The organism is uncultured Sulfitobacter sp., from assembly GCF_947497275.1.
In the GTDB taxonomy this organism is placed as follows: Bacteria; Pseudomonadota; Alphaproteobacteria; order Rhodobacterales; family Rhodobacteraceae; genus Sulfitobacter.
In genome coordinates, this window is record NZ_CANMFS010000001.1 from 57,999 (window position 1) to 83,985 (window position 25,987).

The 25,987-nt window shown below is 61.1% G+C and carries 23 protein-coding genes; 18 read left to right on the forward strand and 5 right to left on the reverse strand.

Going from position 1 to position 25,987, the window contains the following annotated elements; translation table 11 throughout:
• Window positions 1-191 precede the first annotated feature (191 nt).
• The 5 genes from putA to Q1A06_RS00320 all read left to right on the forward strand — a co-directional run bounded on the left by putA (window position 192) and on the right by Q1A06_RS00320 (window position 7,982).
• The gene (gene putA / locus Q1A06_RS00300) at window positions 192-3,860 is read left to right on the forward strand and encodes a bifunctional proline dehydrogenase/L-glutamate gamma-semialdehyde dehydrogenase PutA (RefSeq protein WP_299557512.1); all 3,669 of its coding nucleotides are present in this window, start codon (window positions 192-194) and stop codon (window positions 3,858-3,860) included.
• Between the two features lie 88 nt (window positions 3,861-3,948).
• Window positions 3,949-5,475 carry a Na+/H+ antiporter NhaC gene (gene nhaC, locus Q1A06_RS00305; RefSeq protein ID WP_299557513.1) on the forward strand — a complete coding sequence of 509 codons (1,527 nt, stop codon included), beginning with the start codon at window positions 3,949-3,951 and terminating at the stop codon, window positions 5,473-5,475.
• Between the two features lie 301 nt (window positions 5,476-5,776).
• A complete protein-coding gene (locus tag Q1A06_RS00310) occupies window positions 5,777-6,481 on the forward strand; it encodes an ABC transporter permease (RefSeq protein ID WP_299557515.1) in 705 nt (234 codons plus the stop codon).
• A complete protein-coding gene (locus Q1A06_RS00315) occupies window positions 6,478-7,182 on the forward strand; it encodes an ATP-binding cassette domain-containing protein (RefSeq protein WP_299557517.1) in 705 nt (234 codons plus the stop codon). The genes Q1A06_RS00310 and Q1A06_RS00315 overlap by 4 nt, the downstream gene beginning before the upstream one ends.
• Window positions 7,179-7,982, forward strand: a complete 804-nt coding sequence (locus tag Q1A06_RS00320; protein ID WP_299557520.1) for a substrate-binding domain-containing protein — start codon at window positions 7,179-7,181, stop codon at window positions 7,980-7,982. Before Q1A06_RS00315 ends, Q1A06_RS00320 begins: the two co-directional genes overlap by 4 nt.
• Here the strand turns inward: Q1A06_RS00320 and Q1A06_RS00325 are convergent, their stop codons facing one another.
• Genes Q1A06_RS00325 through Q1A06_RS00340 form a run of 4 tightly spaced genes read right to left on the reverse strand, consistent with a single transcriptional unit; the run spans window position 7,983 to window position 10,438 of the window.
• On the reverse strand, window positions 7,983-8,477 hold the full coding sequence (locus Q1A06_RS00325) for a DUF6505 family protein (protein WP_299557522.1): 495 nt from the start codon (window positions 8,475-8,477) through the stop codon (window positions 7,983-7,985).
• Entirely contained in the window at window positions 8,474-9,178 is a 705-nt protein-coding gene (locus Q1A06_RS00330; protein WP_299557524.1) for a biotin/lipoate--protein ligase family protein, read from the reverse strand. Before Q1A06_RS00330 ends, Q1A06_RS00325 begins: the two co-directional genes overlap by 4 nt.
• On the reverse strand, window positions 9,175-10,242 hold the full coding sequence (locus Q1A06_RS00335) for an Mrp/NBP35 family ATP-binding protein (RefSeq protein WP_299557526.1): 1,068 nt from the start codon (window positions 10,240-10,242) through the stop codon (window positions 9,175-9,177). The genes Q1A06_RS00330 and Q1A06_RS00335 overlap by 4 nt, the downstream gene beginning before the upstream one ends.
• Window position 10,243: 1 nt before the next feature.
• Entirely contained in the window at window positions 10,244-10,438 is a 195-nt protein-coding gene (locus Q1A06_RS00340) for a DUF6494 family protein (RefSeq protein ID WP_299557528.1), read from the reverse strand.
• A gap of 215 nt (window positions 10,439-10,653) precedes the next feature.
• Here Q1A06_RS00340 and Q1A06_RS00345 point away from each other — a divergent pair, with 215 nt between their 5' ends.
• Window positions 10,654-10,923 carry a hypothetical protein gene (locus Q1A06_RS00345; protein ID WP_299557530.1) on the forward strand — a complete coding sequence of 90 codons (270 nt, stop codon included), beginning with the start codon at window positions 10,654-10,656 and terminating at the stop codon, window positions 10,921-10,923.
• Here Q1A06_RS00345 and Q1A06_RS00350 read toward each other — a convergent pair.
• The gene (locus Q1A06_RS00350) at window positions 10,917-12,866 is read right to left on the reverse strand and encodes a 4Fe-4S binding protein (RefSeq protein ID WP_299557532.1); all 1,950 of its coding nucleotides are present in this window, start codon (window positions 12,864-12,866) and stop codon (window positions 10,917-10,919) included. The two genes, Q1A06_RS00345 and Q1A06_RS00350, sit on opposite strands and share 7 nt — an antisense overlap.
• Before the next feature lie 145 nt (window positions 12,867-13,011).
• On the opposite strand from Q1A06_RS00350, the gene Q1A06_RS00355 reads away from it, so the two are divergent.
• The 12 genes from Q1A06_RS00355 to Q1A06_RS00410 all read left to right on the forward strand — a co-directional run bounded on the left by Q1A06_RS00355 (window position 13,012) and on the right by Q1A06_RS00410 (window position 25,974).
• Window positions 13,012-13,719 (forward strand): DUF3305 domain-containing protein, encoded by a 708-nt coding sequence (locus Q1A06_RS00355; RefSeq protein ID WP_366523474.1) that lies wholly within the window; start codon window positions 13,012-13,014, stop codon window positions 13,717-13,719.
• On the forward strand, window positions 13,716-14,321 hold the full coding sequence (locus Q1A06_RS00360) for a DUF3306 domain-containing protein (protein ID WP_299557534.1): 606 nt from the start codon (window positions 13,716-13,718) through the stop codon (window positions 14,319-14,321). Before Q1A06_RS00355 ends, Q1A06_RS00360 begins: the two co-directional genes overlap by 4 nt.
• Window positions 14,318-14,926 carry a molecular chaperone TorD family protein gene (locus tag Q1A06_RS00365; RefSeq protein ID WP_299557536.1) on the forward strand — a complete coding sequence of 203 codons (609 nt, stop codon included), beginning with the start codon at window positions 14,318-14,320 and terminating at the stop codon, window positions 14,924-14,926. Before Q1A06_RS00360 ends, Q1A06_RS00365 begins: the two co-directional genes overlap by 4 nt.
• A gap of 57 nt (window positions 14,927-14,983) precedes the next feature.
• Window positions 14,984-15,175, forward strand: a complete 192-nt coding sequence (locus tag Q1A06_RS00370; protein ID WP_299557539.1) for a twin-arginine translocation signal domain-containing protein — start codon at window positions 14,984-14,986, stop codon at window positions 15,173-15,175.
• Between the two features lie 58 nt (window positions 15,176-15,233).
• Window positions 15,234-18,227 (forward strand): formate dehydrogenase subunit alpha, encoded by a 2,994-nt coding sequence (locus tag Q1A06_RS00375; protein ID WP_299557541.1) that lies wholly within the window; start codon window positions 15,234-15,236, stop codon window positions 18,225-18,227.
• Window positions 18,228-18,239: 12 nt separating this feature from the next.
• Window positions 18,240-18,833, forward strand: coding sequence for a formate dehydrogenase FDH3 subunit beta (fdh3B, locus tag Q1A06_RS00380; protein ID WP_299557543.1), 594 nt, complete (start codon window positions 18,240-18,242; stop codon window positions 18,831-18,833).
• Window positions 18,834-18,911: 78 nt separating this feature from the next.
• Window positions 18,912-20,096: a formate dehydrogenase subunit gamma gene (locus tag Q1A06_RS00385; protein WP_299557545.1), complete on the forward strand. Its 1,185-nt coding sequence runs from the start codon at window positions 18,912-18,914 to the stop codon at window positions 20,094-20,096.
• Window positions 20,097-20,985: 889 nt separating this feature from the next.
• A complete protein-coding gene (locus tag Q1A06_RS00390; RefSeq protein WP_299557547.1) occupies window positions 20,986-22,419 on the forward strand; it encodes an MmgE/PrpD family protein in 1,434 nt (477 codons plus the stop codon).
• Window positions 22,420-22,422: 3 nt separating this feature from the next.
• A complete protein-coding gene (locus Q1A06_RS00395) occupies window positions 22,423-22,926 on the forward strand; it encodes a MaoC family dehydratase (RefSeq protein WP_299557549.1) in 504 nt (167 codons plus the stop codon).
• A 2-nt stretch (window positions 22,927-22,928) separates the two neighbouring features.
• Window positions 22,929-24,200, forward strand: coding sequence for an acyl-CoA dehydrogenase family protein (locus tag Q1A06_RS00400; RefSeq protein WP_299557551.1), 1,272 nt, complete (start codon window positions 22,929-22,931; stop codon window positions 24,198-24,200).
• On the forward strand, window positions 24,197-24,706 hold the full coding sequence (locus Q1A06_RS00405; protein WP_299557553.1) for a MaoC family dehydratase: 510 nt from the start codon (window positions 24,197-24,199) through the stop codon (window positions 24,704-24,706). Before Q1A06_RS00400 ends, Q1A06_RS00405 begins: the two co-directional genes overlap by 4 nt.
• Window positions 24,703-25,974: a CoA transferase gene (locus Q1A06_RS00410; RefSeq protein WP_299557555.1), complete on the forward strand. Its 1,272-nt coding sequence runs from the start codon at window positions 24,703-24,705 to the stop codon at window positions 25,972-25,974. The genes Q1A06_RS00405 and Q1A06_RS00410 overlap by 4 nt, the downstream gene beginning before the upstream one ends.
• Window positions 25,975-25,987: the final 13 nt, after the last annotated feature.

Sequence of the window (25,987 nt, forward strand, 5' to 3'; positions counted from 1 at the left end):
TATGGCGCCGCCATTTTCACGGCGCGACAGAAGCGGCTGAAAGCCGGTGATCGGGGCGCCCAATTTGATGATTTGAATTTTGATTTACTACTGAGAATATCTAGTTAAAATAGATCTTTAGGAGGTTGCTTGACCCAATGCCGATCACCTTATAGCGTCTCCCATCACCCTAATGGATTGGAAATGCCAGCATGAACAACCAAGCACACTCCGATATCGTCCTGGAAAACGAACATCGTGCGCGTGTCCGAGAAAGATATACCGCAGATGAAGCTGAAGTTATCGACTTGCTTATGGAACATATCAGGCTGTCCGACTCCGATCGTGCCAAGGTGGCCGCCGCCGGCGCGCAGTATGTCGACCGTGTGCGCAAGGAAACCTCGCCCTCGATGATGGAAGCGTTTCTGGCCGAATATGGGCTGTCGACCGAAGAGGGTGTGGGCCTGATGTGTCTGGCCGAGGCGCTGCTGCGGGTGCCTGACGCCGAAACGATTGACGATTTGATCGAGGACAAGATCGCGCCCTCGAACTGGGGTGCACATTTGGGCCATTCCTCATCGTCGCTGGTGAATGCGTCGACCTGGGCTCTTATGCTGACCGGGCGCGTACTGGACGATGATCCGAAAGGCCCGACGCGTGTCCTGCGCAGTCTGGTCAAGCGCATGGGCGAGCCGGTGGTGCGTACGGCTGTCGCGCAATCCATGAAAATTCTGGGGCGGCAGTTCGTTTTGGGTCAGACAATTCAGGAGGGCATGAAGAACGCCCGCGAGGAGGAGGCCGAGGGATATACCTATTCCTACGACATGCTGGGCGAGGCGGCGCGGACCGATGCGGACGCAAAACGCTATCAGAAGGCCTATTCGGATGCCATTACCGCGATTGCCAAGCAGGCAAAGGGCGACGTGCGTTCGAGCCCGGGCATCTCGGTCAAGCTTTCGGCGCTGCATCCGCGCTATGAATACACGCATAAGACGACCGTGATGCGCGAACTGGTACCGCGTGCGCTGGAACTGGCCAAGCAGGCTGCGAAAGCGAACATCGGCTTCAACATCGACGCGGAAGAGCAGGATCGGCTCGATCTGTCGCTGGACGTGATTGAGGCGATGTTGTCGGATCCCGCGCTGGAGGGTTGGGACGGTTTCGGCGTAGTAGTACAGGCGTACGGGCGGCGCGCGGCGCCGGTGATCGACACACTTTATAACCTGGCGGAGCGGCTGGACCGCAAAATCATGGTGCGTCTCGTCAAAGGCGCCTATTGGGACACCGAAATCAAGATCGCGCAGGAGCTGGGTGTCGAACGGTTTCCGGTCTTTACCCGCAAGATCAACACCGATCTGAGCTATATGGCCTGCGCGCAGATGCTCATGGACCGGCGGGACCGGATCTATCCGCAGTTTGCTACGCACAACGCGCATACTTGCGCGGCCGTCATCGAAATGGCCGGCAATGATAAGGACAGCTTTGAATTCCAGCGGCTACACGGTATGGGCGAATCCCTGCACGGGATCGTCAAACAAGCCGAAGGCACGCGTTGCCGGATCTATGCACCCGTCGGCGCGCACCGCGACCTGCTGGCTTATCTGGTCCGGCGCTTGCTGGAAAATGGCGCGAACTCGTCCTTCGTGAACCAGATCGTCGATACGTCGATTCCGTCGAAGGCCATTTCGAAGGATCCGGTCGCGGAGGTCAAGGCGCTGGGCAAGCAGGTGGCGAACCCCACAATTGCGCAACCGCATGATTTGTTCAAACCCGCGCGGCACAACTCCAAGGGGTTCCGTGTGAATGAGCCTGCGTCGATCTTGCCACTCCTGGCCGCGCGCGAGGAATTCGCGGACAGTAAATGGACCGGCGGCCCGATGCTTGCCGGCAGCCCAGACCCGAAAGGCACAGGACGCGACGCCCTGTCGCCTGCGGACACCGGCCGCGTTGTCGGCACGGTGTACGAGGCCACGCCCGAGGAAGTGGAAACGGCACTCGACGCGGCGCAGGGCGGTTTCGAGGACTGGTCGTCGTGGTCTGTCGCGGACCGTGCCGACATCCTGCGCAAGGCTGCTGACCTTTACGAAGAGCATACGGCGGAACTGACGGCCATCACCACACGCGAGGCGGGGAAAACCCTGCTAGATGGTATTGCGGAAGTGCGAGAAGCGGTCGATTTCCTGCGCTACTATGCGAACGAGGCGGAGCGGCTGGAAGAGGAAGAACCGGGCACGCCGCGCGGCATATTCGTGTGCATCAGCCCGTGGAACTTTCCTCTCGCTATCTTTTCGGGACAAATCGCGGCGGCATTGGCCGTGGGCAATGCGGTAATCGCCAAGCCTGCCGAACAAACGCCGATCATCGCCGCGCGCGCGGTAGAGCTGATGCGGCAAGCGGGAATGCCCGAGGCGGCGTTGCAACTGCTGCCGGGCGATGGCCCGACCGTGGGCGGTCCGCTGACCAGTGATCCGCGCATCGCGGGCGTCTGTTTCACCGGATCAACCGAGGTCGCACAGATCATCCACAAGGCGCTGGCCAAGAATGCCGGTGCCGATGCAGTACTGATCGCGGAAACCGGTGGCCTGAATGCAATGATCGTCGATTCCACCGCGCTAACCGAACAGGCCGTGCGCGATATTCTGATCTCGTCGTTCCAGTCAGCCGGACAACGCTGTTCTGCGCTGCGGATGCTGTATGTGCAGGAGGAGGCACGGGAACGGTTGACCGAAATGCTCTATGGCGCGATGGACGCGCTGGTGATCGGCGATCCCTGGTCGACCGACGTGGACGTATCGCCGGTGATCGACGAAGACGCGCGCCATGGCATCATGGATTATGTGGCCCAGCACGACAAAGCCGGTACGCTGCTCAAGCAACTCGACGCGCCGACGGGCGGCACCTATGTCACGCCCGCTGTTGTCAAGGTGGACGGCATCGGAGATATGGAGCGCGAGATCTTTGGCCCGGTGTTGCATGTCGCCACGTTCAAGGCGCGCAACATCGACAAGGTCGTCGATGAGATCAACAACCGGGGCTATGGGCTGACCTTTGGTTTGCACACCCGCATCGACGACCGTGTCCAGCAAATCGTCGAGCGGATCAACGTCGGCAACACCTATGTGAACCGCAACCAGATCGGCGCGATCGTCGGCAGCCAGCCGTTCGGCGGCGAAGGGTTGTCAGGAACCGGGCCCAAGGCCGGTGGGCCGCATTATCTGACGCGGTTCCGCCGTGTCGGAAAACCGGACGCGCCGGTTGTTCCCTTAGGCGAACATGTTGAGCGGTCGGCGGTTGAAGCGGCGATAGAGAAGATCGACGCGCGCAACTGGGCCGCGCGACCCGACCGGGTGTCAATCCTCAGGGCGGCACTGACGGGCCGCACCGGTATTGTGCGCAAGGCTTTGGCGGAAACGGCGGCGTTCGACACGACACCGCAAACGCTGCCCGGACCGACCGGTGAAAGCAATCGTTTACGCATGTTTCCCAGAGGCACGGTGTTGTGCCTCGGCCCGACGCCAGAGGTTGCGGTGGCGCAGGCCATCCAGGCCCTTGGGTCAGGGTGCGGCGCGCTCATCGTGGTTCCGGGGGCGGCGTCTTCGATGGCTGGCGCTCTGACAGCCGCCGGCGCGCCGGTTGCGGCGCTGGATGGCACTCTGGATCCCGTGGTGCTGCACGACCTTGAGGGGTTTGCCGTTGTTGCTGCCTCTGGAGCATCCGACTGGACCCGTGATTTGCGCATGGCTCTGGCGCAGCGCGAGGGGGCCATTCTGGCATTGGTCACAGAGACGATTGCCCCGGAACGCTATATTCTCGAGCGTCATTTGTGCATCGACACCACCGCAGCGGGCGGGAACGCCAGCCTACTCGCGACGACCTCTTGACGAAACGGACGTCAAAACCCGGCACCTGCGGCCAAGGACCATCCTTGGCCGCATCGCCACACACGGTAGCCAACAGAGGAGATGATGCATGTCATCCGATGAGATAAACCCCCGCAAACCGTCCTTCGGTCTTGCGCTCGTGCCCGTTGTTCTGACGCTTCTGGTGCTCGGAATACAGCTGTTCTATTTCGGTGATTTCACCCCGCATATCCCGCTTGCCATCGGTCTTGCGATCACGTCGGTCGTTGGTGTCTATCTGGGGCACGACTGGGGTAATATGGAAGAAGGCGTGTTTCGCGTGATCAACGTGTCATTGCCTTCGGTGTCGGTGCTGATCGTTGTCGGCATGATCATCGGCGTCTGGATCGCATCCGGCACGGTTCCGACATTGATCTACTACGGACTGAACATTCTATCGCCGGAGATTTTTCTGGCCGCCTCCATGATCATGTGCGCGGTCGTGTCCGTCTCGCTTGGCACCTCTTGGGGAACGGTCGGGACGGTCGGTCTGGCCTTGATGGGGATCGGTGCGGGGTTCGACGTGCCGGTCTACTGGACAGCGGGTGCCGTTGTGTCGGGGGCCTTTTTCGGGGACAAGATATCGCCGCTTTCGGATACGACCAATCTGGCCCCTGCGGTGACGGGCACCAACCTGTTCGACCACATCCGCAACATGATGCCGACAACCGTGCCCGCGATGCTGATCGCTTTGGGCATCTACGTCTGGGCCGGGTACAGCCTGATCGACGGGGGGAGCACCTCGTTCGAGCGGATCGAGGGCATCACGACGGCCCTCGACGAGAACTTCGCAATTTCGCCGTGGCTTCTGGTACCCGCGCTGCTGGTCATCGGTTTGGCCATCGCCAAAAAGCCACCGATCCCATCGCTTTTTGCCGGCGTCGTGGCGGGCGCGATCACGGCGATGCTGGCGCAGGGATCGTCGCTGCACGAGATATTCGGCTATGCCAACGGGGGCTATTCGATCGACACCGGCATCGCCGAGATCGACAGCCTTTTGAACCGGGGCGGTATCCAGTCGATGATGTGGACGATCTCTTTGATCCTCATCGCGCTAGGCTTCGGCGGCGCGCTCGAGCGGACAGGGTGCCTTCAGGCGATCATCGCTAAGATCCTGTCTAAGGTGCATTCGTTCGCGGGCGTTCAGACAGCGGCCATCGCCACCTCGACGGCGACAAATCTGGTAGCGGGCGATCCGTACCTTTCCATCGCTTTGCCGGGGCGGATGTACTCGCCGGTCTATCGCGGGATGGGGTATTCGACGCTGAATCTTAGCCGCGCGATCGAGGAGGGTGGGACGCTGATGTCACCACTTATCCCCTGGAACGCGGGCGGGGCCTTTGTCATATCCGCTTTGGGCCTCGGCGTGGTCGACGGAAATTTCGAGAACCTGCTGTACATCCCTCTTGCATTTGCCTGCTGGCTGACGCCGGTGATCGGCATCACCTACGCCTGGACCGGACTTTTCTCGCCACGGGCGTCCGATGTGGAATTGCAAGATTGGAAAGACAGCGAAAGTGCCGTCGCCGATCTGAGCGAATATGGCTATGAGGATCCGTTCAACCGGATAAAGGCCGCAACCATGCCGGCGGAATAGCAATCGGCAACACGACCTGCGCCCGATCCGGCGCAGGTCAACCGCGATGCTGATGCACCGCATCGGGCGCGGTCCATGCGCCGACACAACGTTGCGACAAATCCTCCGTGTGATGCACGCACCCGGAAAATCGACATCTGTCTGGTAAACCGCCGTAGCGTACCCCGGCAAATCAAACACCGGCAGCGATGCAAGCCGCGACAGAGTGCTCTTTTTGACGGTGCAGCGGATTACGGGTTGTCTTTTAAGACCGAAGGCAGGATTTTCCGCCGCACCCGGGGAACGCTGTCAAGGAAGCTTTATGATCGAAATTCTGGAGGGGCTGAAAGCGGCGTTCCAGCTCGTTGTGGGGTTCGATGCAGAGCTATGGGAAATCAGCCTTCGATCCCTGCGGGTCACGCTGAGCGCACTTGTCATCGCCAGTGTCATCGCGATCCCGTTAGGGACCTATCTTGCGGTTCAGCGATTTCGCTTTCGGCGGTTCGTGATCTCGCTAATCAACGCGCTGATGGGGCTGCCGCCGGTGGTGGTCGGGCTGGTCGTGTACATCCTGCTGTCGCGGTCGGGACCGTTCGGCGTTCTCGATCTGCTCTTCACACCGACGGCGATGATTATTGCGCAGGTCATCATCATCACCCCGGTCATCGCGTCCATCGCGCATCAATCCATGCGGGAGTTATGGGCCGAATACCATGATCTGCTGATTTCTCTCAACACATCGAAGCGCCAGCGGATCCTGACCCTGATTTACGACGGCAGACGCAATCTGCTGACGGCGGCCCTGGCCGGGTTTGGTCGGGCGATCGGCGAAGTAGGGGCGATCATGATCGTCGGCGGCAACATAGACCATGTGACTCGCGTGCTGACGACCGCCATCGCGCTTGAGACGGGAAAGGGCGATTTTGCGCTGGCGCTGGGACTTGGCTTTGTACTGATCGGGATTGCCATCCTTGTGAACATCGCCATCCATTCGCTGTCCCGAACCGAACGCGAGGGGCGCTGGTGACAGCCGTATTCCCCCTGAAGCTGGACCGGGTGTTGGTGCGGCGGCAATCGAAAACCGTGCTCGGCCCGGTTGATCTTGTGCTTGATCCCCAAGGCGCGACGATCGTCATCGGGCCGAACGGATCGGGCAAGACAACGCTGCTGCGGGTGATGCACGGGATCGAGCGGACAAGCGGTGGTACGGTCAGCTGGGCGCGTGACGATCCCGCCAAACACGCTTTCGTTTTTCAGACGCCCATCGTGATACGCCGGACCGTGGCTGATAATCTTGCCTATCCGCTCAAGCTGGTGAAAACACCCAAAGACCAGATTGCGGCAGCCGTCGACCATTGGCTCGCGCGGATCGGTTTACTGGGGTCGCGCAACAACCAGGCGGCCCGACTGTCGGGGGGGGAGCGGCAGAAACTTGCGATTGCCCGCGCGCTCATCCGCAAGCCCGATGTGCTGTTTCTGGATGAGCCCTGCGCCAATCTGGACGGTCACGCCACCCGCGAGATCGAAGCGTTGCTGCACGAGGTCGCGGGCGCGGGTACGCGGCTGGTCATGGCGACCCACGACATGGGACAGGCGCGCAGGCTGGCGAGGGATCTTGTATTCTTGCTGGATGGCAAGATACATGAAAGCGGCGCGGCGGATGCGCTGTTTGCCGCCCCCGGTACAGCGGAACTGGCAGCATTTCTAAGAGGAGATATTGTGACATGAAACGGATTTTTATTACCCTGGCCTTTCTTGTGTGCGGGCAGGTCGCGGCAGCAGATTCCATGCGAATGGCCGTGACGACATCGTTTGAAAACTCGGGTTTGGCAGATGTGCTGCTGCCTGCTATCAAGGAAGATCTCGACCTTGAGGTGCAGTTGCTGGTGGTCGGCACGGGTCAGGCCCTTCGCTTGGGCGAGGCGGGTGATGTCGAGGCTATTCTGGTCCACTCAAAGGCCGCTGAGGAAGCGTTCGTCGCGGCTGGCCATGGCACGTATCGCCGGGAGATCATGTACAACGATTTTGTCGTGGTCGGGCCGGTCGCCGATGGAGCAGGAATCGCCGATGCCACGAGTGCCGCCGATGCCCTGACGCGGATCGCGCAGACGCAGGCCCCGTTCGTCAGCCGCGGAGATGACAGCGGCACCCACAAGGCCGAACGTGCGCTCTGGGCCGCTGCTGGCGTCGATCCCGAAGCTGCGGGCACCTGGTACCGGTCGGTCGGTGCGGGGATGGGTGCGGCGCTGAATACCGCGTCCGGGCTGAACGCCTATGTTCTGTCGGATCGCGCAAGCTGGTTGAACTTCGGCAACAAGAGCGGGCTTGGCCTGCTTTATTCCGGTGATCCGGCGCTGTTCAATCAATATGCTTTCCTGCCTGTCAATCCGGACAAGCACGCCCATGTCCGGAATGATCTTGCGATGCAGCTTGAGAATTGGTTGACCAGCCCGCAGGCCGCCGAGCTGATCGACGGTTACACTATAGAGGGCGAAGCATTGTTCGTTTTCAATGCGGTGGCTGAATAATCAGTGACTGTGCGGTTCATCGTCCAGGTGACCGTGAACCGCAAATTGCATTAAATCTGCCTGTTGTGCTTCGATGATCCGGTAGCTTTCGCGGACGCCCGCCGGTGTCAACGCACGGCTGACGGTGAGCAAAGTGTTGGGCGCGTGATCGGCGCACAGGTCGATCATCTGGTCAATTTCCTCGGTCGCGGTGCCGCGCGCCGCCTCGACGGAAGGGGCACCGTAGATATCGACGAAATGCTGAGCCAAAAGTGTTACGAGCGCGTCGCGCTCCTGCGGCTCGATCCGTGTGATGGCGACGCAGCTGACGCGGCCATAGGTTTCGCACCCCATCCAGCCGTTTGCAAATGCCTGACGCGCCTTGCCGACGAGATCAGCCTCGACCCAGTTGGAAAACTCGAAACCGCCGGAAATGCACCATTCGCCCGTACGCGCGGGATTGTGAAACACCCTTTGATCGCTTTCATCGAAATGGATTGCGCGGGCAAGTTTCATGACGGCCTCGTGAGATTTTCGGTCAGGGGGATCAGAACGGTTTCGTCCGCGATCTTCAACAGCATCCCCAGCCTGTCATCAAGGCCGATAAAGGTGCCGGTGCGTCCGGCGACAGTGACTTCGCCGTGCAATTCGTGCGCAAGCCCCTGCCATTCACGGTGAATTTGCGCCGTACCGCCGTCGGACCAGGTATTGATGCCAACAAGGGTATGGCGCACCCAGGCTTCCAATAGTTCGACGGCGTCGATTTCGGCACATCCTTCGGCGTATAGCGCGGTTTGATCAGGTGTCAGGCCCGTCTCGTCATTCGCTGGCCAAAGCGAGAGCGAAAGCGCCACCACCACCCAATCGGGTTCCTCCGTTTCAGTCGTGCCGGATGCCGCCATGCGCAACTTGCCACAGCGTCCGCTATTGACGTAAATCGTTCCGTCCCATCCCAGATGAACGCCGACTTCGGGCGGGCCTAGCGCGCCGATGGCGTTTTGCAGCCCCACCCCGCAAAGCGGCAAGATCACCGCTGCCTCGGACAAGGTCACGTCCGGGGCAAACACGATGGCCGCACGCAACCGATCCGCCGCAAGGTCGTGAATGACCAGGCCCGCGTCACAGCCGATGTCCGCTGCGGCCACGGCCATCGCGAAGGGATCCGCGCCTGCGGCGTCCTGTCCCGCGAACAGCGGCGGCAAGTGCGGGTTTGTCATGCGCAGTCCATGGCAATCAGGTTCTGCGCGATTGCGCGAAATGCTGCGGCGGGGGGGCTGTCGGGTTTGGATACGACGATCGGCGCGCCGCCATCCGCTGCAACCCGGATATCGATATGCAGCGGTATCTCGGCAAGCAGCGGAACACCCAGTTTGGCGGCCTCCGCAGCCACGCCGCCGTGGCCGAACAGATGCTCTTCGTGCCCGCAGGCCGAGCAGATGTGTGTCGACATGTTTTCGATCATCCCGATCAGCGGCGTGCCGAGCTGGTTGAACATATCGATGCCCTTGCGTGCGTCCAGAAGGGCGATGTCCTGCGGGGTGGATACGATAATGGCGCCGTTCAGATGCGATTTCTGTGCCAGCGTCATCTGCACATCCCCTGTACCGGGCGGCAGATCGACGATCAGAACATCCAGTGCGCCCCACTGCACCTGGGTCAGCATCTGCTGCAACGCGCCCATCAACATCGGACCGCGCCAGACAACGGCCTGATCGTCGTTGGCCATCAGACCAAGTGACATCATCGTAACGCCGAAGTTGCGCATCGGCAGAATGATCTTGCCGTCGGGGGATGCGGGACGACCCGAAACACCGAGCATGCGCGGCTGTGACGGCCCGTACACATCCGCATCCAGCAGCCCGACACGTCGGCCTTCCGCAGCCAGCGCACACGCGAGGTTGGAGGCGACCGTCGATTTGCCCACGCCCCCCTTGCCGGATGCCACGGCGATGATCCGATCCACGCCCGGTATCCTTTCGGGGCCGGCGGGCTCGGCGCGCCGCGATGACTTGAGGTCAGGCGGTGCCTTTGCGGTGCTGTGGGCGGTCATCACGATGGAAACGGACGTCACACCGTCGAGCGCACCGATCTGCGCTTCGGCGGCGTTCTTGATGCCGGTGTAGGCGTCCGCGTGGCTTGCGCTTACTTCCATGACAAAACGTACGGAGCCGTCGTTTACGGTCAGGGCCTTGACGATGCCGGCCTCGGTGATCGGGGTGCCGCCGACGGGATCGTCGAGGCCCGACAAGATACCAAGAACGGCTTCCCTGTTGGCAGTCACCTTACGCCTGACCTTCGATCTTGCCTGTCACTACATGTTCCAGGTCCAGACCATCGACGGTCAGAACCATTTTTGCTTCAAAGCTGCGGCCGCTGGTATCGCCTGCGGTGCGCATGGCTTCTTCGATGGCCTGTTGCGAGGTGACGCCGACCTGCTTGAGGAACTTGCGCATCGACATGTTGAAATCTTCGCTCATGGGATTGTCTCCGGTTGGCTTGACCGCCTTGCGACCCGCGCCCCGGGCTGGATCATCGTTGCGGTAGGTTGGATATGAAAAGCTCTGTCTTCTTTTGTGTGTATTGTTCTCCGGGGCCGTGCAAGCGCAGAGTGGTACCTTTACCCTACCCGCTGCACACGAAATCGTCGACACGGGTCTGCTGGCATATCTGCGGCCGCGTTTCCCGCTCAAGCATGGGGGCGGGGATCGACAGGGGGGATCAGGGCGGCGACGTTGCGATCGGCGCAGATGGCATCGCGGTTGGTAAAGGGTTGGACCGCATTTGGCATGTGGCAACGACCAATGCGCAGGGGTTTGTGCTTTGCCGGGAGTGGCTGTTTTCGGATATCGGCAAGCGTATCATCGTCCCGGTCGAAATCACCCAAGCCGAGTTGGGGCATATCCTGGGCTACGTCGCCGGAATCGCGCCCACTGATCCGGGCGCGCCGCTACAGACTCAGTGATCTCTCCGCTTTGATAGGTAGTCTTCTGTCGTGCGCGGACGGGGGCGCTCTTTGGACGCGAAGGGGTTGTCGGTCGACTGAAACTGCGCGTTGATCCGGCAGCCGTCACACATCTGTATCATGCGGGCGGCGGACGGATTGGCGAACATCGCATGATTACCGGCCAATTTCTCCATGATCTTTTCGACGGTGGATTTCACACCGAAAAGCGTGCCGCACTCGATACAGGCAAAGGGGTCTTCCTGATTGAGGATTTTTTGGGTGTAGGCCGCATCGGTCAGGTCGAATTGCGGTGCGAGGGTAATCGCATTTTCCGGGCAGACATTTGCGCACAGCCCGCATTGCAAGCACGCGTCCTCCTGAAAGCGCAGCTGTGGCAGATCGGGGTTGTCGCCAAGCGCACCCGAAGGGCACAGCGACACACAGGCCAGACAGAGCGTACAGGCGTCGGTATCGACCACAACGGCGCCATAGGGCGCGCCATTCGGCAAGGGAAGTGTCTCCGATACGGGGTTCAGCGCTTTTGCCGCCAGTCGCGCGACCTGACGGCGCGTGCCCAGCGGCAGGACCGGTACGTCGATTGCCGTGGGGGTTTCCGTTTCAAAGAGGTGATCCGACAATGCATCGGGGTCGGCAAAGTCAAGAAACGACGCCTGTTGCGGTGCGATCGCTAGGGCAAGTTCAAGCTGCGGATCAAGCGCGTCACGTTCTGTTTTGGGCCCAAGCAGAATGTCCACATGGGCAAATCCCGCAGCGAGCGCCGCAAGTATTTCGGCATGCCCAAACCCCGCGAGCGCGCCGATTTCCATCGGGATCACATGCGCGGGCAAACCGCGTCCGAAACGCGCGGCAAGACGGATCATCTCTGCGCCGTGATCGTCATGGACCAGCAGCCGTGCGTCGGTGCCGCCCGCCGCGCGGTAAGATGTAGCCAGGGTGTTGATCCGCCGAAAGATGTGATCCGCTGTCGGCATCTCATAGCTGATCGCGCCCGAGGGGCAGACGGCGGCACAGCCACCGCAACCGGCACAGATCATCGGGTCGACGGCAACATGTTCGCCTGCCGAAACGATCGCGCCCGTCGGGCAGACGTTCAGGCAATTCGAGCAGGCGGGTTTGCCAGCGCGCGAATGGGCACAGAGCGTCGGTTCCACCCGAACGTACAGAGGTTTTTCGAATGTACCGACAAGCTGGCTTGCCGCGAATACCGCTTCTGCCACCGCCGGACTGCTGCGCGGATCGGCACGCAGATATCCATCGCGTTTTTCAGGGGCCGGAAACAGTGCAGTGCCACCGGTCAGATCAAGAATGATGTCGCAAGTGGACAGCGCGCCGTCCCGCGGCGGCGACAGCGCAGGGATGCCGCGCCCGCCCAGCAAGCTTTGTTGGAAGGCGTCGATCCTGACGTCGAATTTTCCGATGGTGCCGGACGCCTGCGCCAGCAAACCTATCACTATATCGTGATCCGGTGACGGGACGAACTCCGCGCCGGGCGCAAGCAGGACCGTGATCGCCAGTACTCCTGCCAGCCTCTCGGCGGCGGCGAGGACGGTATCTGGATCGCCGAAAATCAGGCAGGTGCCTTCGGACACGACGTCGACGAATCCGAAGGACGGCTCCGCCAGCAATCCGTCCGCGATCAACGCCGCCATCTTGGGGGATGTTGCGGCAGTATCACTGGTCCAGCCGGCGCGGTCGCGGATGTCGACGAATAGCGGAACGTCTGCCGCCAGTTCTTCGGCGAGGTCGGTGAACCTGCCCGCCTCCTGACGGCAAGCGATAACAGCATCGCCCGACGAAACGGCCTTGGCCGCAGCGTCGATCTGGGTGGTGCACAGGCTTGTGAAGCACCCCGAACAGGCAAGGCCCGTCGCCTTGCCCAAATGATCTGCGTCGATCTCCTGGGAGCCAAGGCAATCACATACAAGTAGTGTCTTCGGCATATCTTCCCCCGGAGTTTGTAGTCAGGTCCGCCGCTCAACTAGGCAGGATTTGGCGCTGCCGTAAACCGCAAACCGCCCTTCGCGGCCCCGCCGGTTTCCGCCAGTCTACGGCTGCGCCGGTACTTCCTTGTGCTTGTCCGGAACCGTGGCCGGCGCTGCCGCGACACCAGATATTGGTTCGAAGGCTTTGCAGTCCTTCATTTTGTATACGATGTTAAAAAAAAGCACTTTGGAAAGGCATGAAGATGATACAGTATCGGAGTCTCCCACTGGAAAGGAAACCTGTTTGACGCTGGCATTCCCAAATGCGCAATCCCTACCGATTGGCATCGTTGTCAGGCGCGCACCCGGTGTGACCCGATGGGCCCGGTATGCGTGGTCTGTTTCGTCGGTTTTGCCCGGTGCGCCGGCAGCGGACTGGAAAGTCATGCGCAGCGCGGGCGATGTGACGGAATACCATGCCGCGACGCTGCCTTTGACGCTGTATGTATCAGACGCCGAGGCCTATGCTCATGAACTGCAGGCGCGGGTTCCGTCCGTATATGTCGTATTGCGACAGAACGAACGGGCCGGAGAATTGCCCTGGTCCGTCGCGCTGGTGACGGCGTCGCCCTACGAAGCGCAGGATTATTGCGATTCGGCGGAAGAGATGGTCGAGAAAATTGCGATGCCCGACGCGGTGCACCATTGGATTGCCCGCTTCGTTGATACATACCATGAAGAAGAGGCGTTCATTAAACGCCGTCGTGACACGGCGCGGGTTGACCGTGTCGACGACGGGATAGGCGACGCGCGCATTCGCCAGACCAGCGACGTCTACCGCGCGCCACGGCGCAAGGCGGTGTCTGAATGAGCGATGTGTCTTATTCCTGGTCACGCCGCCGTGCCGCCGTCGCCGCCGAAGCTGTGGCACAAGAGCACGCCGAAGAAGATGCGGCGCTCATGGAGCAGCATGCGGCATACGCCGGAAAGTCCGACGCCGACATCCTCGAAGACCTTGGCCTGCCGGACCCGGACACCCTCGTTCGTGGCGATGACTTCAAGGCGTTCCTCGCCAAGGCAGTACCGGATCATCTGCGCAAGCGGGCACTGCGTACCCTGTGGCGCAGCGATCCCGTGCTTGCCTGTGTGGACGGTTTGAACGATTACGACGATGATTATCTGACCGGCAGCTTCGGGCAGGGGCCGATCAGCACGACCTACAAGGTTGGAAAGGGGATGCTGTCGCATCTTCTTGAGATGGAACGGCAGAATGATTTGTCGCTTTCGCCGCCCGAGGACCGCGATGCACCGGACACGCAAGAGCGCGCCGACGACGCGGTCGACGACGCGGACGGCGGCGTGACGGATCCCGATATCACTGGCGCGGCGGATCCGGCGGTCTATATCCAAGAGCAGCCTGATATGCCCATGGCTCGGCGCATGTCATTTCATTTCGGAGACGACGACATATGACCGTTGCGGCGCCCGCCATGAATTTTACGCAAGAGGACCGCATGCGGGCCGATCTCTACAATTATCTGGGTTTGATGTTGTCGTCCCCCCCCGATCAGGCCTTGCTTGAACAGACCGCGGCGCTGCGCGGCGATGAAACCCCGTTGGGCGAGGCTATCCAGGGCCTTGCGCGTGTTGCGAAGGTATCGAAGCCAAGCGCCGTGCGGACCGAATTCAACGCGCTTTTCATCGGTCTGGGCCGGGGCGAGTTGCTGCCTTACGCCAGCTATTACCTGACGGGTTTCCTGAACGAGAAACCACTGGCACACCTGCGTGCCACGATGGCAGGTTTCGGCATGACGCGCGCCGCCGATGTGTTCGAGCCGGAAGACAATATCGCGTCGTTGATGGAAATGATGGCGGGCATGATCGTTGGACGCTTCGGACGTGTCGCGGATGTTCAGGAGCAGCGAGAGTTCTTCAATGCGCATATCGGGACATGGGCCACCCACTATTTTACCGACCTCAAGGCCGCGAAATCCTCGGTTTTGTATGCATCCGTCGGGGCTGTCGGGATCGCTCTGATGGACATCGAGCGCGAAGCATTTCGTTTGACGGCAAACTGACCGTTTCGAAAATTCACCGGCGGGGATGCCCGCCAAGCAAGGAAGGGGAGACATCCCATGACTGACACACCCAAAGGCGCAAGCCGCCGCGATTTTCTGAAGCTGGCCGGCACCGCTGCACCGGCTGCTGTTGCCGTCGCCGCGGGAAGCGGTGCCACGCCGGCCGCAGCACAGCCCGCAGATCTGTCGTCCGACACGATGCAGGACACGGCCCATACGCGGGCCTATCTCGAAAGCACACGCTTCTAGGCCTCGGGCCGCGCACGATACTAATTTATCCGGCCAAACCGGATCAGGGAGGAAGACCATGCTGAGGAAAAAGACCAACGGATATGCCCGCCGCGCAGGCCGCGCCCCGGTTGCTGTCAGCAAAGAGGCTGCCGGGATCGACCGGCGTGGTTTTCTGCGCGGATCGGGCCTTGCAATCGGGGGCCTGGCCGCGATCGCTTCTACAGGGGGCGCGGTCACGCAGGCCACCGCACAAACCGCAGCGACCCGTGCCGTTGAGACCATCAAGTCCGTATGTACGCACTGTTCGGTCGGCTGTACCGTTGTTGCCGAAGTCGACAACGGTGTCTGGATCGGGCAGGAGCCCGGTTTCGACAGCCCGTTCAACATGGGCGGGTATTGCGCCAAGGGGGCGTCGGTCCGCGAACACGCCCACGGCGAGCGGCGTCTCAAATATCCGATGAAAAAAGTGAACGGTGAATGGGAGCGTATCAGCTGGGAAACCGCGATCAACGAGATCGGCGACGGCATGATGAAGATCCGCGACGAAAGTGGCCCGGATTCCGTCTATTGGCTGGGATCTGCCAAGCATAGCAATGAACAAGCCTATCTGTTCCGCAAGTTCGCGGCCTATTGGGGCACCAACAACGTCGATCACCAGGCGCGTATATGTCACTCGACCACAGTGGCCGGCGTGGCGAATACATGGGGCTACGGCGCCATGACCAACAGTTACAACGACATCCACAAATCCAAGGCGATCTTCCTGATTGGCGGCAACCCGGCCGAAGCGCACCCTGTGTCGCTGTTGCACATTCTCAAGGCCAAGGAGCAGAACAACGCGCCCCTGATCGTCTGCGACCCGCGCTTTACGCGGACGGCGGCTCATGCGGACGAATTCGTCCGTTTTCGGCCCGGATCGGATGTGGCGCTGGTCTGGGGTATCCTGTGGCACATCTTCGAGAACGGGTGGGAGGACCAGGAATTCATCCGCACGCGTGTTTGGGGCATGGAACAGATCAGGGACGAAGTGGCCAAATGGACTCCCGATGAAGTGGAGCGTGTGACCGGGGCACCGGGCAGCCAGCTTGAGCGGGTTGCGCGCACGCTGGTCAACAACCGTCCCGGCACCGTGATCTGGTGCATGGGTGGCACCCAGCACACCAACGGCAACAACAACACGCGTGCCTACTGCATCTTGCAGCTGGCGCTGGGCAATATGGGCGTCGCAGGGGGCGGCACCAACATTTTCCGGGGGCACGACAACGTGCAGGGCGCAACCGATCTCGGCGTTCTGGCGGATACGCTGCCGGGCTACTATGGCCTGTCTGCGGGCGCGTGGGCGCATTGGTCGCGGGTCTGGAACGAAGATATCGACTGGCTCAAGAGCCGTTTCTCGGAATCGTCCTACGGGGACACGCCGATGATGAACCTGACGGGTATTCCCGTCAGCCGCTGGATCGACGGCGTTCTGGAAGCCAAGGAAAACCTTGACCAGCCCGACAACACCCGCGCCATGGTTCTGTGGGGCCACGCGCCGAACAGCCAGACCCGACAGAAGGAAATGAAGACGGCGATGGAAAAGCTCGACATGCTGGTCGTGGTTGATCCTTATCCGACCGTCACCGCCGTTCTTCAGGACCGGACGGACGGCGTATATTTGTTGCCCGCCTGCACCCAGTTCGAGACACGCGGATCCGTGACGGCGTCCAACCGGTCGCTGCAATGGCGCGACAAGGTGGTCGAGCCTCTGTTTGAATCCAAACCGGATCATACGATCATTGCGATGTTTGCTGACAAGTTCGGCTTTCACGACAAGCTCTTTCGCAACATCGCTATCGACGACGGTGGGGAGCCAAACGTCGAAGACATCACCCGCGAATTCAACCGCGGCATGTGGACGATCGGTTATACCGGGCAAAGCCCCGAGCGCATGAAAAAGCACATGGCAAATCAGCATACCTTCGACCGTACGACCCTGCGGGCGGTCGGTGGGCCGGCCGATGGCGATACCTACGGAATGCCGTGGCCGTGTTGGGGTACGCCCGAAATGAACCACCCGGGCACCGCGAACCTGTACGACATGTCGATGCCGGTGGCCGAAGGTGGTCTGACGTTCCGCGCCCGTTTCGGGGTAGAGCGCAACGGCGATAACCTGCTGGCCGAAGGGGTATTCACACCCGGGTCGGAGATCGAAGACGGCTATCCCGAATTCACCGTGGCCATGTTGCGCACGCTGGGATGGGAAGATGACCTGACCGACGAGGAGAAACGCGCGATCAACGCGGTTGCAGGCTATCCCGAAGGCGAGCCGTTGACCGATGCCGCCGCAAGCGGAAGCGGTGAAGAAGTCGGGGAGACCTCGCAGACGGGCGAGATCGAATCCGATTTCAAGAAAGCGACCGGTGGGGTGAACTGGAAAACCGACCTTTCGGGCGGGATCCAACGTGTGGCAATCGCGCGTGGATGTGCACCCTTCGGCAATGCAAAGGCGCGGGCGGTGGTCTGGACCTTCCCCGATCCGGTGCCGATTCACCGTGAGCCGCTCTATACCAGTCGGCGCGATCTGGTAGCCGACTATCCGACCTATGAGGACAAGAAGTTCTGGCGCGTGCCGACAATGTACGCCTCGATCCAGGAAAAGGACTTTGCGACGGAGTATCCGATCATTCTGACATCGGGTCGCCTGGTCGAATACGAAGGCGGCGGGGACGAGACGCGCTCGAACCCGTGGCTTGCGGAATTGCAGCAGGACATGTTCATCGAGATCAACCGCCGTGACGCCAACAACCTTGGTGTGCGCGACGGGGCGCAGGTCTGGGTTGAAGGCCCGGAAGGGGGCAAGGTCAAGGTGATGGCGATGGTGACGGAGCGGGTGGGCGAAGGTGTCGCGTTTATGCCGTTCCACTTTGGCGGCCATCTGGAAGGCGTCGATCTGCGGGACAAGTATCCCGAAGGTGCCGACCCTTATGTGTTGGGCGAAAGCACAAACACCGCACAGACATACGGCTATGACAGCGTGACCCAGATGCAAGAGACGAAAGCCACTCTTTGCAAAATCTGGACGGCGTAAGGGAGAAGTAGAATGGCAAGAGCAAAATTTCTCGTGGACGCCGAACGCTGCATTGAATGCAACGCCTGCGTCACGGCATGCAAGAACGAGCATGAGGTGCCCTGGGGCATCAACCGGCGCAAGGTCGTCACGATCAACGACGGCTCTCCTGGAGAGCGGTCGATTTCGGTAGCGTGCATGCACTGTTCCGACGCTCCGTGCATGGCGGTCTGTCCGACGGATTGTTTCTATCAGACGTCCGAAGGGATCGTACTGCACTCCAAGGACCTGTGTATCGGGTGCGGCTATTGCTTCTACGCGTGCCCCTTCGGAGCGCCGCAATATCCGCAGGCTGGCAACTTCGGATCGCGCGGCAAGATGGACAAATGTACGTTCTGCGCCGGCGGGCCGGAAGAAAACAACTCGACAACCGAATTTCAGAAATACGGTCGCAACCGGATCGCGGAGGGCAAGTTGCCGATCTGCGCCGAGATGTGTTCCACCAAGGCTTTGCTTGCCGGTGACGGCGATGTGGTTTCGGGTATCTATCGCGAGCGTGTCGTCGCCCGCGGGTTCGGGTCCGGTGCATGGGGCTGGGGCACGGCCTACGATCAAAAAGGCGGCTGAACGCCTCTTTGGTGTTAGTATACCGGGGGGCGGCCTGTGTTTGGCCGCCCTTCTTTCATCCGACATAAGGAAGTTCCGATGATGCGTCTGTTTGGTTTGATTGTCCTTCTTTGGACCCTCGCGGTCCCTGTTATCGCACAGGATGTGCCTGTTGATCCGCGCGCGTCGACGGGCGGTGCGCAAACGCTCGAGGATATTCTGCGTCGTCAGGAAGGCATTGCGGTCGACGATCAGTTTCGCAGAGACCTGACCGGCGATCCCGAGGCAGCCGCAGCGACTGTTGATCAACTCGGCACTTTGGGCGGTGCCTCCGACCCTGATCTTTGGCGTGCCATACGGTATGGAACTGCAGACATCACGACCCAGGCCCGCGGTCCCGCGGCCAAGACCTTGATTCAGGACGGCGGCATGTGGTGGTTGCAGTTTCGGGAAGGTCCGTTGCTGAAAATTGCCATCTACCTGCTGGGTGGTACGCTGCTGCTGCTGACGCTTTTCTATTTCATCCGGGGGCGTATCCGCATCGACGGCGAGAAAACCGGCCGAACCATAACGCGTTTCAAGGCCTTCGAGCGCTTTGGGCACTGGCTGCTGGCGTCATCTTTCATACTGCTCGGAATAACCGGACTATTATCGCTCTTCGGACGCAAGGTACTCATCCCGGCCTTTGGACATGAAGCGTTTTCTGCCCTCGCAAACCTGAGCAAATGGATCCACAACAACATTTCCTGGGCCTTCATGGTCGCGTTGATCATCATTTTCGTGGTTTGGGTCGTTCACAATCTGCCGGACAAAACCGACCTGCAGTGGCTTGCAAAGGGGGGCGGAATTTTTGGTGGGGGTCATCCCCCGGCAAAGAAATTCAACGCCGGGCAAAAGCTGATTTTCTGGGCCGTCATTGTATTGGGCACGTCCATTTCCCTGTCCGGCCTGTCGCTTCTGTTCCCGTTCGAGTTCAACCTCTTCGGGCATACGTTCTCAACACTCAACGGCTGGGGAGCACCGGGTTGGTTCGGCTTGGCAGATCTGCCCTATCCGCTCGCACCGCAGGAGGAAATGCAGTACGCACAGCTTTGGCACGCGATTGTCAGCATCATCCTCACGGCAATCATCTTTGCGCACATCTATCTGGGATCGGTCGGGATGGAAGGCGCATTCGACGCCATGGCCAAAGGCGAAGTAGAAGAGCAATGGGCACGCGAACACCACAGCATCTGGGCGCAACGGGTCATCGACGACGAGACGCGCAGAACAGGAGCGAATTGAGATGAAACCATTCCTCATCGCTCTTGTGGCACTCGTGGCAATTTCGGTCGGAGCAAACCAGATACTGACCGAAATCGGCTTCTCAACGTCTACTGCCGGTACGTCAACCGGGAATGTCAGGCTCACAGACTAGGCCCCGCGCCTGACGCAGGGCGCTTGCGCGGGGGGACCGCACAGGCGTTGTGAGGTGCCTATGACAGATCTTCAAAGCAGGATTGTGCGGGTCGGAAACGCATTTGTACCTAACCGCACGCAGATCGGTCTGCCTCGATGGCGGCGATTGAAGCACAGGCACCGCTATTTGGCATGTCCAAAGGCAAGAACGGCGTGCGTGACGTCAGCCGCAAATGCATGATCGGCCACAGGCAGCAGCGAAAAAGCACAGGGCGCGAAATGGCAATGCCGAAGCCCGGAGAGACTGTTACGAAATTGCGGCATGTTAAGGTTCTGATTAGGTATGGAATGCCCCGGATTGATGTGACCAGACAGATCGGTGTGACTGAATAGACCTGTCATCGTTGGAAGGTGGAATACGGCGGAAGGGGTATAGAGCAACTAACGAACTGAAGTGATTGCAGAAAAAGATTAAGTGCCCTCGCCGCGCCGAGCCGGGCTTAGTGTTAGACAATCTGATCTCCCCGCCGGCCGCGTAGGGAAACTTCTGAGCCGTTGCGCCGGAGTGTACTGCTGAAGACCGCTTGGTCGCCGAAATCCTCAAGTTGACGAGCTTTATTGTGCACCAAAGCTGCCCTTGGCCAATTTTTCAGAACCCGGCCATACCTCGCACCATCTGATATGTGATATTTTGTATCAGAATACGGATTGCGGCTTGGTTTGCTGAAAACGTAGCGGCTATAAATCGGGTGTTACGAACAGATGGGAACGCAGCATGGCCGACACGTCACACCCCCCAAAGATTGCCGCAGCCACGGATGCGTCGGGATTTACGCGGGCAGCGGCCGACTGGATCGCCGGATCAGCTGCGCTGGACATGCCCGAGCCGGTTTTGCGGCTGGCGGGCCAATGTCTTTTCGATTGGTTCGCCGTCACCATCGCGGCCACCGATGAAGAGCTTGTTCCGATCATTACCGCCATCGGAACCGAGGGCGAAACAGTCGCCCAGGGGGGTACGCTAGTGGGGCAGGGCGGTCGCGCCACAGAGCAGCGTGCGGCGCTGATCAACGGCACGCTCGGTCATGCGTTGGATTTCGACGACGTCAATCTGCGGATGCACGGGCATCCCACAGTCCCGATCGCCCCCGCGCTGCTGGCAGTGGCCGAACGCGAGGGTCTGTCAGGGATTGCGGTGCTGCGCGCGTTTGTCGTGGGCTACCAGATAGCGGGACGGCTGGGTCACGCGATGGGCGACAGCCACTACGCACGCGGGTTTCACGCGACCGGCACCATCGGCGCAGTCGCAGCGGCGGCAGGCTGTGCCGCATTGCTGAAGCTGGACGCGGACCGTACCGAGGCCGCGCTGGGTCTCGCCGCCACTCAGGCCTCCGGGATCAAGGCGATGTTCGGCACCATGGCCAAGCCGTTTCACGCCGGCAACGCTGCTGCGAACGGGGTTATGGCCGTGCGGTTGGCGCAACAAGGGTTCACCGCACGCGAAGGCGGGCTGGAACATGCGCAGGGTTTTGGCGCGGCGATGTCCGATGACGCCCAGATGTCGGCAGCCGATTTTGGCGCGACCCCCGACGGTGCGCCCGACTGGGAAATCACCCGCAACCTGTTCAAGTATCACGCCGCCTGCTATCTTACGCACAGCACGATCGAGGCGATGGCACGGCTGCCGGCACAACATGCCATCGATCCCAATGAGGTGACGGGTATCGCGCTGCATGTGCCTGACAGTCACCGCTCGGTCTGCGACGTGGCCGAGCCACGCACCGGGCTCGACATCAAGTTTTCGATCCGTCATCTGGCGGCGCTGGCGCTGACCGGGGCCGATACCGCCGACCTGTCGCTTTACTCCGAGGCAACGGCCTGCGACGCGACCTTGTCCGAGCTAAGTGGCAAGACGCGGCTGGTGACCGACGAAGCGGAAGCCGCAGAGCGCTATGGCGCCAAGGTGGATGTGACGCTGACCGATGGCACCGTCCGCAGCGCGACCTGGGATGTCTCGACCCCGGTGGAGGACCTGGACGCACAGGAGGAGACCCTGCGCGCCAAGGCCGTGACCCTGATCGACCCGAAGTTGGGCGCCGGGGCCGCCGACAGCCTGCTGTCCGCTATCCGGGCGTTGCCCGCAGCCGCCGACCTGTCGCAGCTACTGCACGCGTCGACCCCCGCTCGGGGCGACCTGGCAAAAATTGGATAACACATGGATACAGTCGAAGATCTGAAATCGCGTGCGCGGCTCTGGCCACGGGGCAACACGTTCGAGGATTTCTCCATTGGACGCGCCTTTACCCATCATTGGGGGCGGACCCTGACCGAAGCGGACAGCACGCTCTTCACCACGCTGACGCTGCATTACAACCCGCAGTATTTCAACGCCGAGATCGCGGCAGCGAATGGCTACGACCGGGGCTGTCCGGTGAACCCGCTGCTGGTGTTCAACACGGTTTTCGGACTCAGCGTCGAAGACCTGTCCGAGGGGGGCGGCCCGTTTCTGGGCGTGGATAAATGCGTTTATGGCGCACCCGTCTATCCCGGCGACACCCTGACAGCCGAAAGCGAGGTCATTGCCGCCCGCGAGAGTGACAAGCGCCCCGATTTCGGAATTGTGACCTGGGCTACGCGCGGTGTGAACCAGCATGGCCAAGAGGTTATCCGCTTTCGGCGCTCGAACCTCGTGCGCCGCCTAAAATCCCAAGGAGACTGAATATGGACACCAATGACAGCCTGTATTCGGGCGATGGCCGCGGCTTTTTCACCGAAGAACGGACAATGATCCGCGACAGTGCGCGCCAGTTCACCATGAACGAGGTGTTGCCCGTCGCCAACGAACTGGACGGCCCGGACGCCGAGATCCCCGCTGACCTGCGCCAGAAAATGGCCGATATGGGCTATTTCGGAATTATGATCCCCGAGGAATTCGGCGGGCTTGGGCTGGGCACTTTCGAATATTGTCTGGTGGCCGAGCAACTGGCGCGGGGATGGATGTCGGTCGCCTCATTGATGGCACGAGGGCAGGGGGGCTGGATCCGCAAGGCGATGTCGCCCGAGATGCAGGCCGAATACCTGCCCCGTGTGATGCGCGGTGAGTTTCTCAACGCGACATCCCTTTCCGAGCCGGGCACCGGGTCCGATCTGGCGTCGATCTCGTGCCGGGCCGAGCGCGACGGCGACGACTGGGTGCTGACCGGGGCGAAATACTGGTGCACCTTCGCAGATGGAGCGGATTATCTGACGATTTTTGCCCGTACCGCGCCGCCGCCTTCGTCTGACAAGCGTTGGATGGGCATCTCGTGCTTTATGATCGAAAAGGAACGCGGCAGCCTGCCCGCCGGCATTAACGGCTCGGCCATTCCCAAGATCGGCTATTTCGGCTGGAAGACCTACGAGCTGTCGTTCGACGGTTTTCGGGTGCCGGGCAGTCACCTGATCGGAGAGAAGGACAAGGCGTTCCTGCTGATGGCCAAAGGTCTTGAAACCGCCCGCGCCCATACCGCGGCACGCTCGATCGGACTGGCGCAGGGCGCGCTGGAGGATGCAACCGCCTATGCGCAGGAGCGCGAGCAGTTCGGTATGCCGATCGCGGAGTTCCAGGCGATCCGGTTCAAGATCGCCACCATGGCCACCGAGATAGAGGCTGCGCGGCAACTGCTATATTCCGTTTGCAACAGTATCGACACCGGCGCGCGCTGCGACAAAGAGGCGTCGATGGTCAAGTATTTCGCATCCGAGATGGCCGAGCGCGTGACCTCGGAGGCCATGCAGATCCTTGGAGGCGCCGGCTATACCAAGCTGCATGCGGTGGAGCGTCATTGGCGCGACGCACGGCTGACCAAGATATTCGAGGGCACCTCGGAGATCCAGCAGCGCATCATCTCGGACAAGATCCTCGGCAAGTCGATGGTGGACAAGATGATCGCCGATCGCGCCTTTGAAATGAAATGGGGCAACCGCGCCAAACAGGGAAAGGCGGCGGAATGACACCTGATAGAATCGACACGTCTGCGCTGACCTCGTCGGTCAATTACTTCGAGGATTTCACCGAAGGCGACGTCTGGCGCCATGCGCGGGGCAAGACGGTGACCGAGATGGACAATGTTCTGCTGACCAACCTCGTGCTGAACACCGCCGAGGGGCATTTCAACGAGGACCGGATGCAGAAGGCCGGCGGCGGCATATTCTCGCAGCGGGTCGTATTCGGGGGGATCAACCTGTCTTTCGTCATCGGTCTGGCGGCCCAGGACACCGGGGAGCAGGTGATCGCCGAGCTGGAGATGGACAAAGTTCGGCTGCGCCATCCGGTGTTTCATGGCGACACGCTGTATGCGTTTACCGAGGTGGTGGAAAAGACGGCCAGCGACCGCGACGATGCCGGGTGCGTGCGGTTTCGCCACTACGGCATTAACCAGGACGACAAGCTTTGCGTGGAGGCGGAGCGCGTCGTGCTGATGAAAAAGCGCGCCGGCTGGGGCGGGGCGGCGGCGTGAGCGGCACCGACGATAGGATAGGCAATCCCGGCGTGCCCGGAGGTGCGCTCGAGGGGTTGCGCGTCATCGACCTGACGATGATGCTGGCGGGGCCCTATGCCTCGATGATGCTGGCCGACCAGGGTGCCGACGTGATCAAGGTCGAGCCACCGGGCGGCGACGGCACCCGGCGCATCGGGCCGCATCTGCCGGGTGGCCTGACCCAGGACGAGGGCGGTTATGGCGGCTATTTCGCATCGATTAACCGCAACAAACGGTCGCTGGTGCTGGACCTGAAATCAGAAACGGGTCTGGCCGCGCTCAAGCGCATGGTGGCACGCGCCGACATTCTGATCGAAAATTATCGCCACGGGGTGATGGAACGGCTGGGCCTGGACGATGCGACGCTCTGGGCTGCCAATCCGCAGTTGGTGCATGTCTCTATCCGCGGCTTCGGAGATAGTGCCGGCGGCGACAGCCCCTATGCCGACTGGCCCGCATATGACCCGGTCAGCCAAGCGATGGGCGGCTTGATGGGGATCACCGGCCCACGCGGCGGCCCACCGACCAAGGTGGGACCCGGCGTCGGCGACATTGCACCGGCGATGTTCGCGGCCTTCGGCGCATTGGCGGCCACGTTCCGCGCCCATCGTACCGGGCAGGGCGAGCGCGTCGATATCAGCATGGTCGACAGTGTTCTGGCCATGTGCGAGCGCATCATCTTTCAGTATTCCGCAAGCGGCACATCCCCTGTACCCGAGGGTAATGGACATCCGCTGCTAAGCCCCTTCGGGCTGTTCGAGGCGGCTGACGGTTTCGTAACCATCGCCATCCCCAAGGACGATTTCTGGGCGCGCTTCGTCAAGCTGATCGGGCGGCCGGAATTGGCGAAAGTCCCCGAATTTGCCACCAACACCGCCCGGTTAAAGAATGCCGCCGCCGTGGAGGAGGTCGTCACCGGCTGGACCCGCGCCCGCAGCCGGGCCGAGATCGCCGGCGTGATCGGCGGGCAGATCCCGTTCGGCCCGGTGATGACGGCCGAGGATATCTTTGCCGACCCGCATTTTCATGCCCGGGGTATGCTCGCCGAGGTTCCCATCTCAGGGGCCGAACGGCCGCTGCACGTGGCCAACACGCCGGTTCGCATGGCCCATGCGGCGCATGGCGTGCGCCAGCCCGCGCCGCTGACTGATGAACATGCCGATGCCATCCTGACCGAGTTCGGGTTCACCCCCGACGAGATCGCCGGATTGCGCCCCGCTCCTGCGGACCCACCACAAACAGAATAACAGAGGATCACCC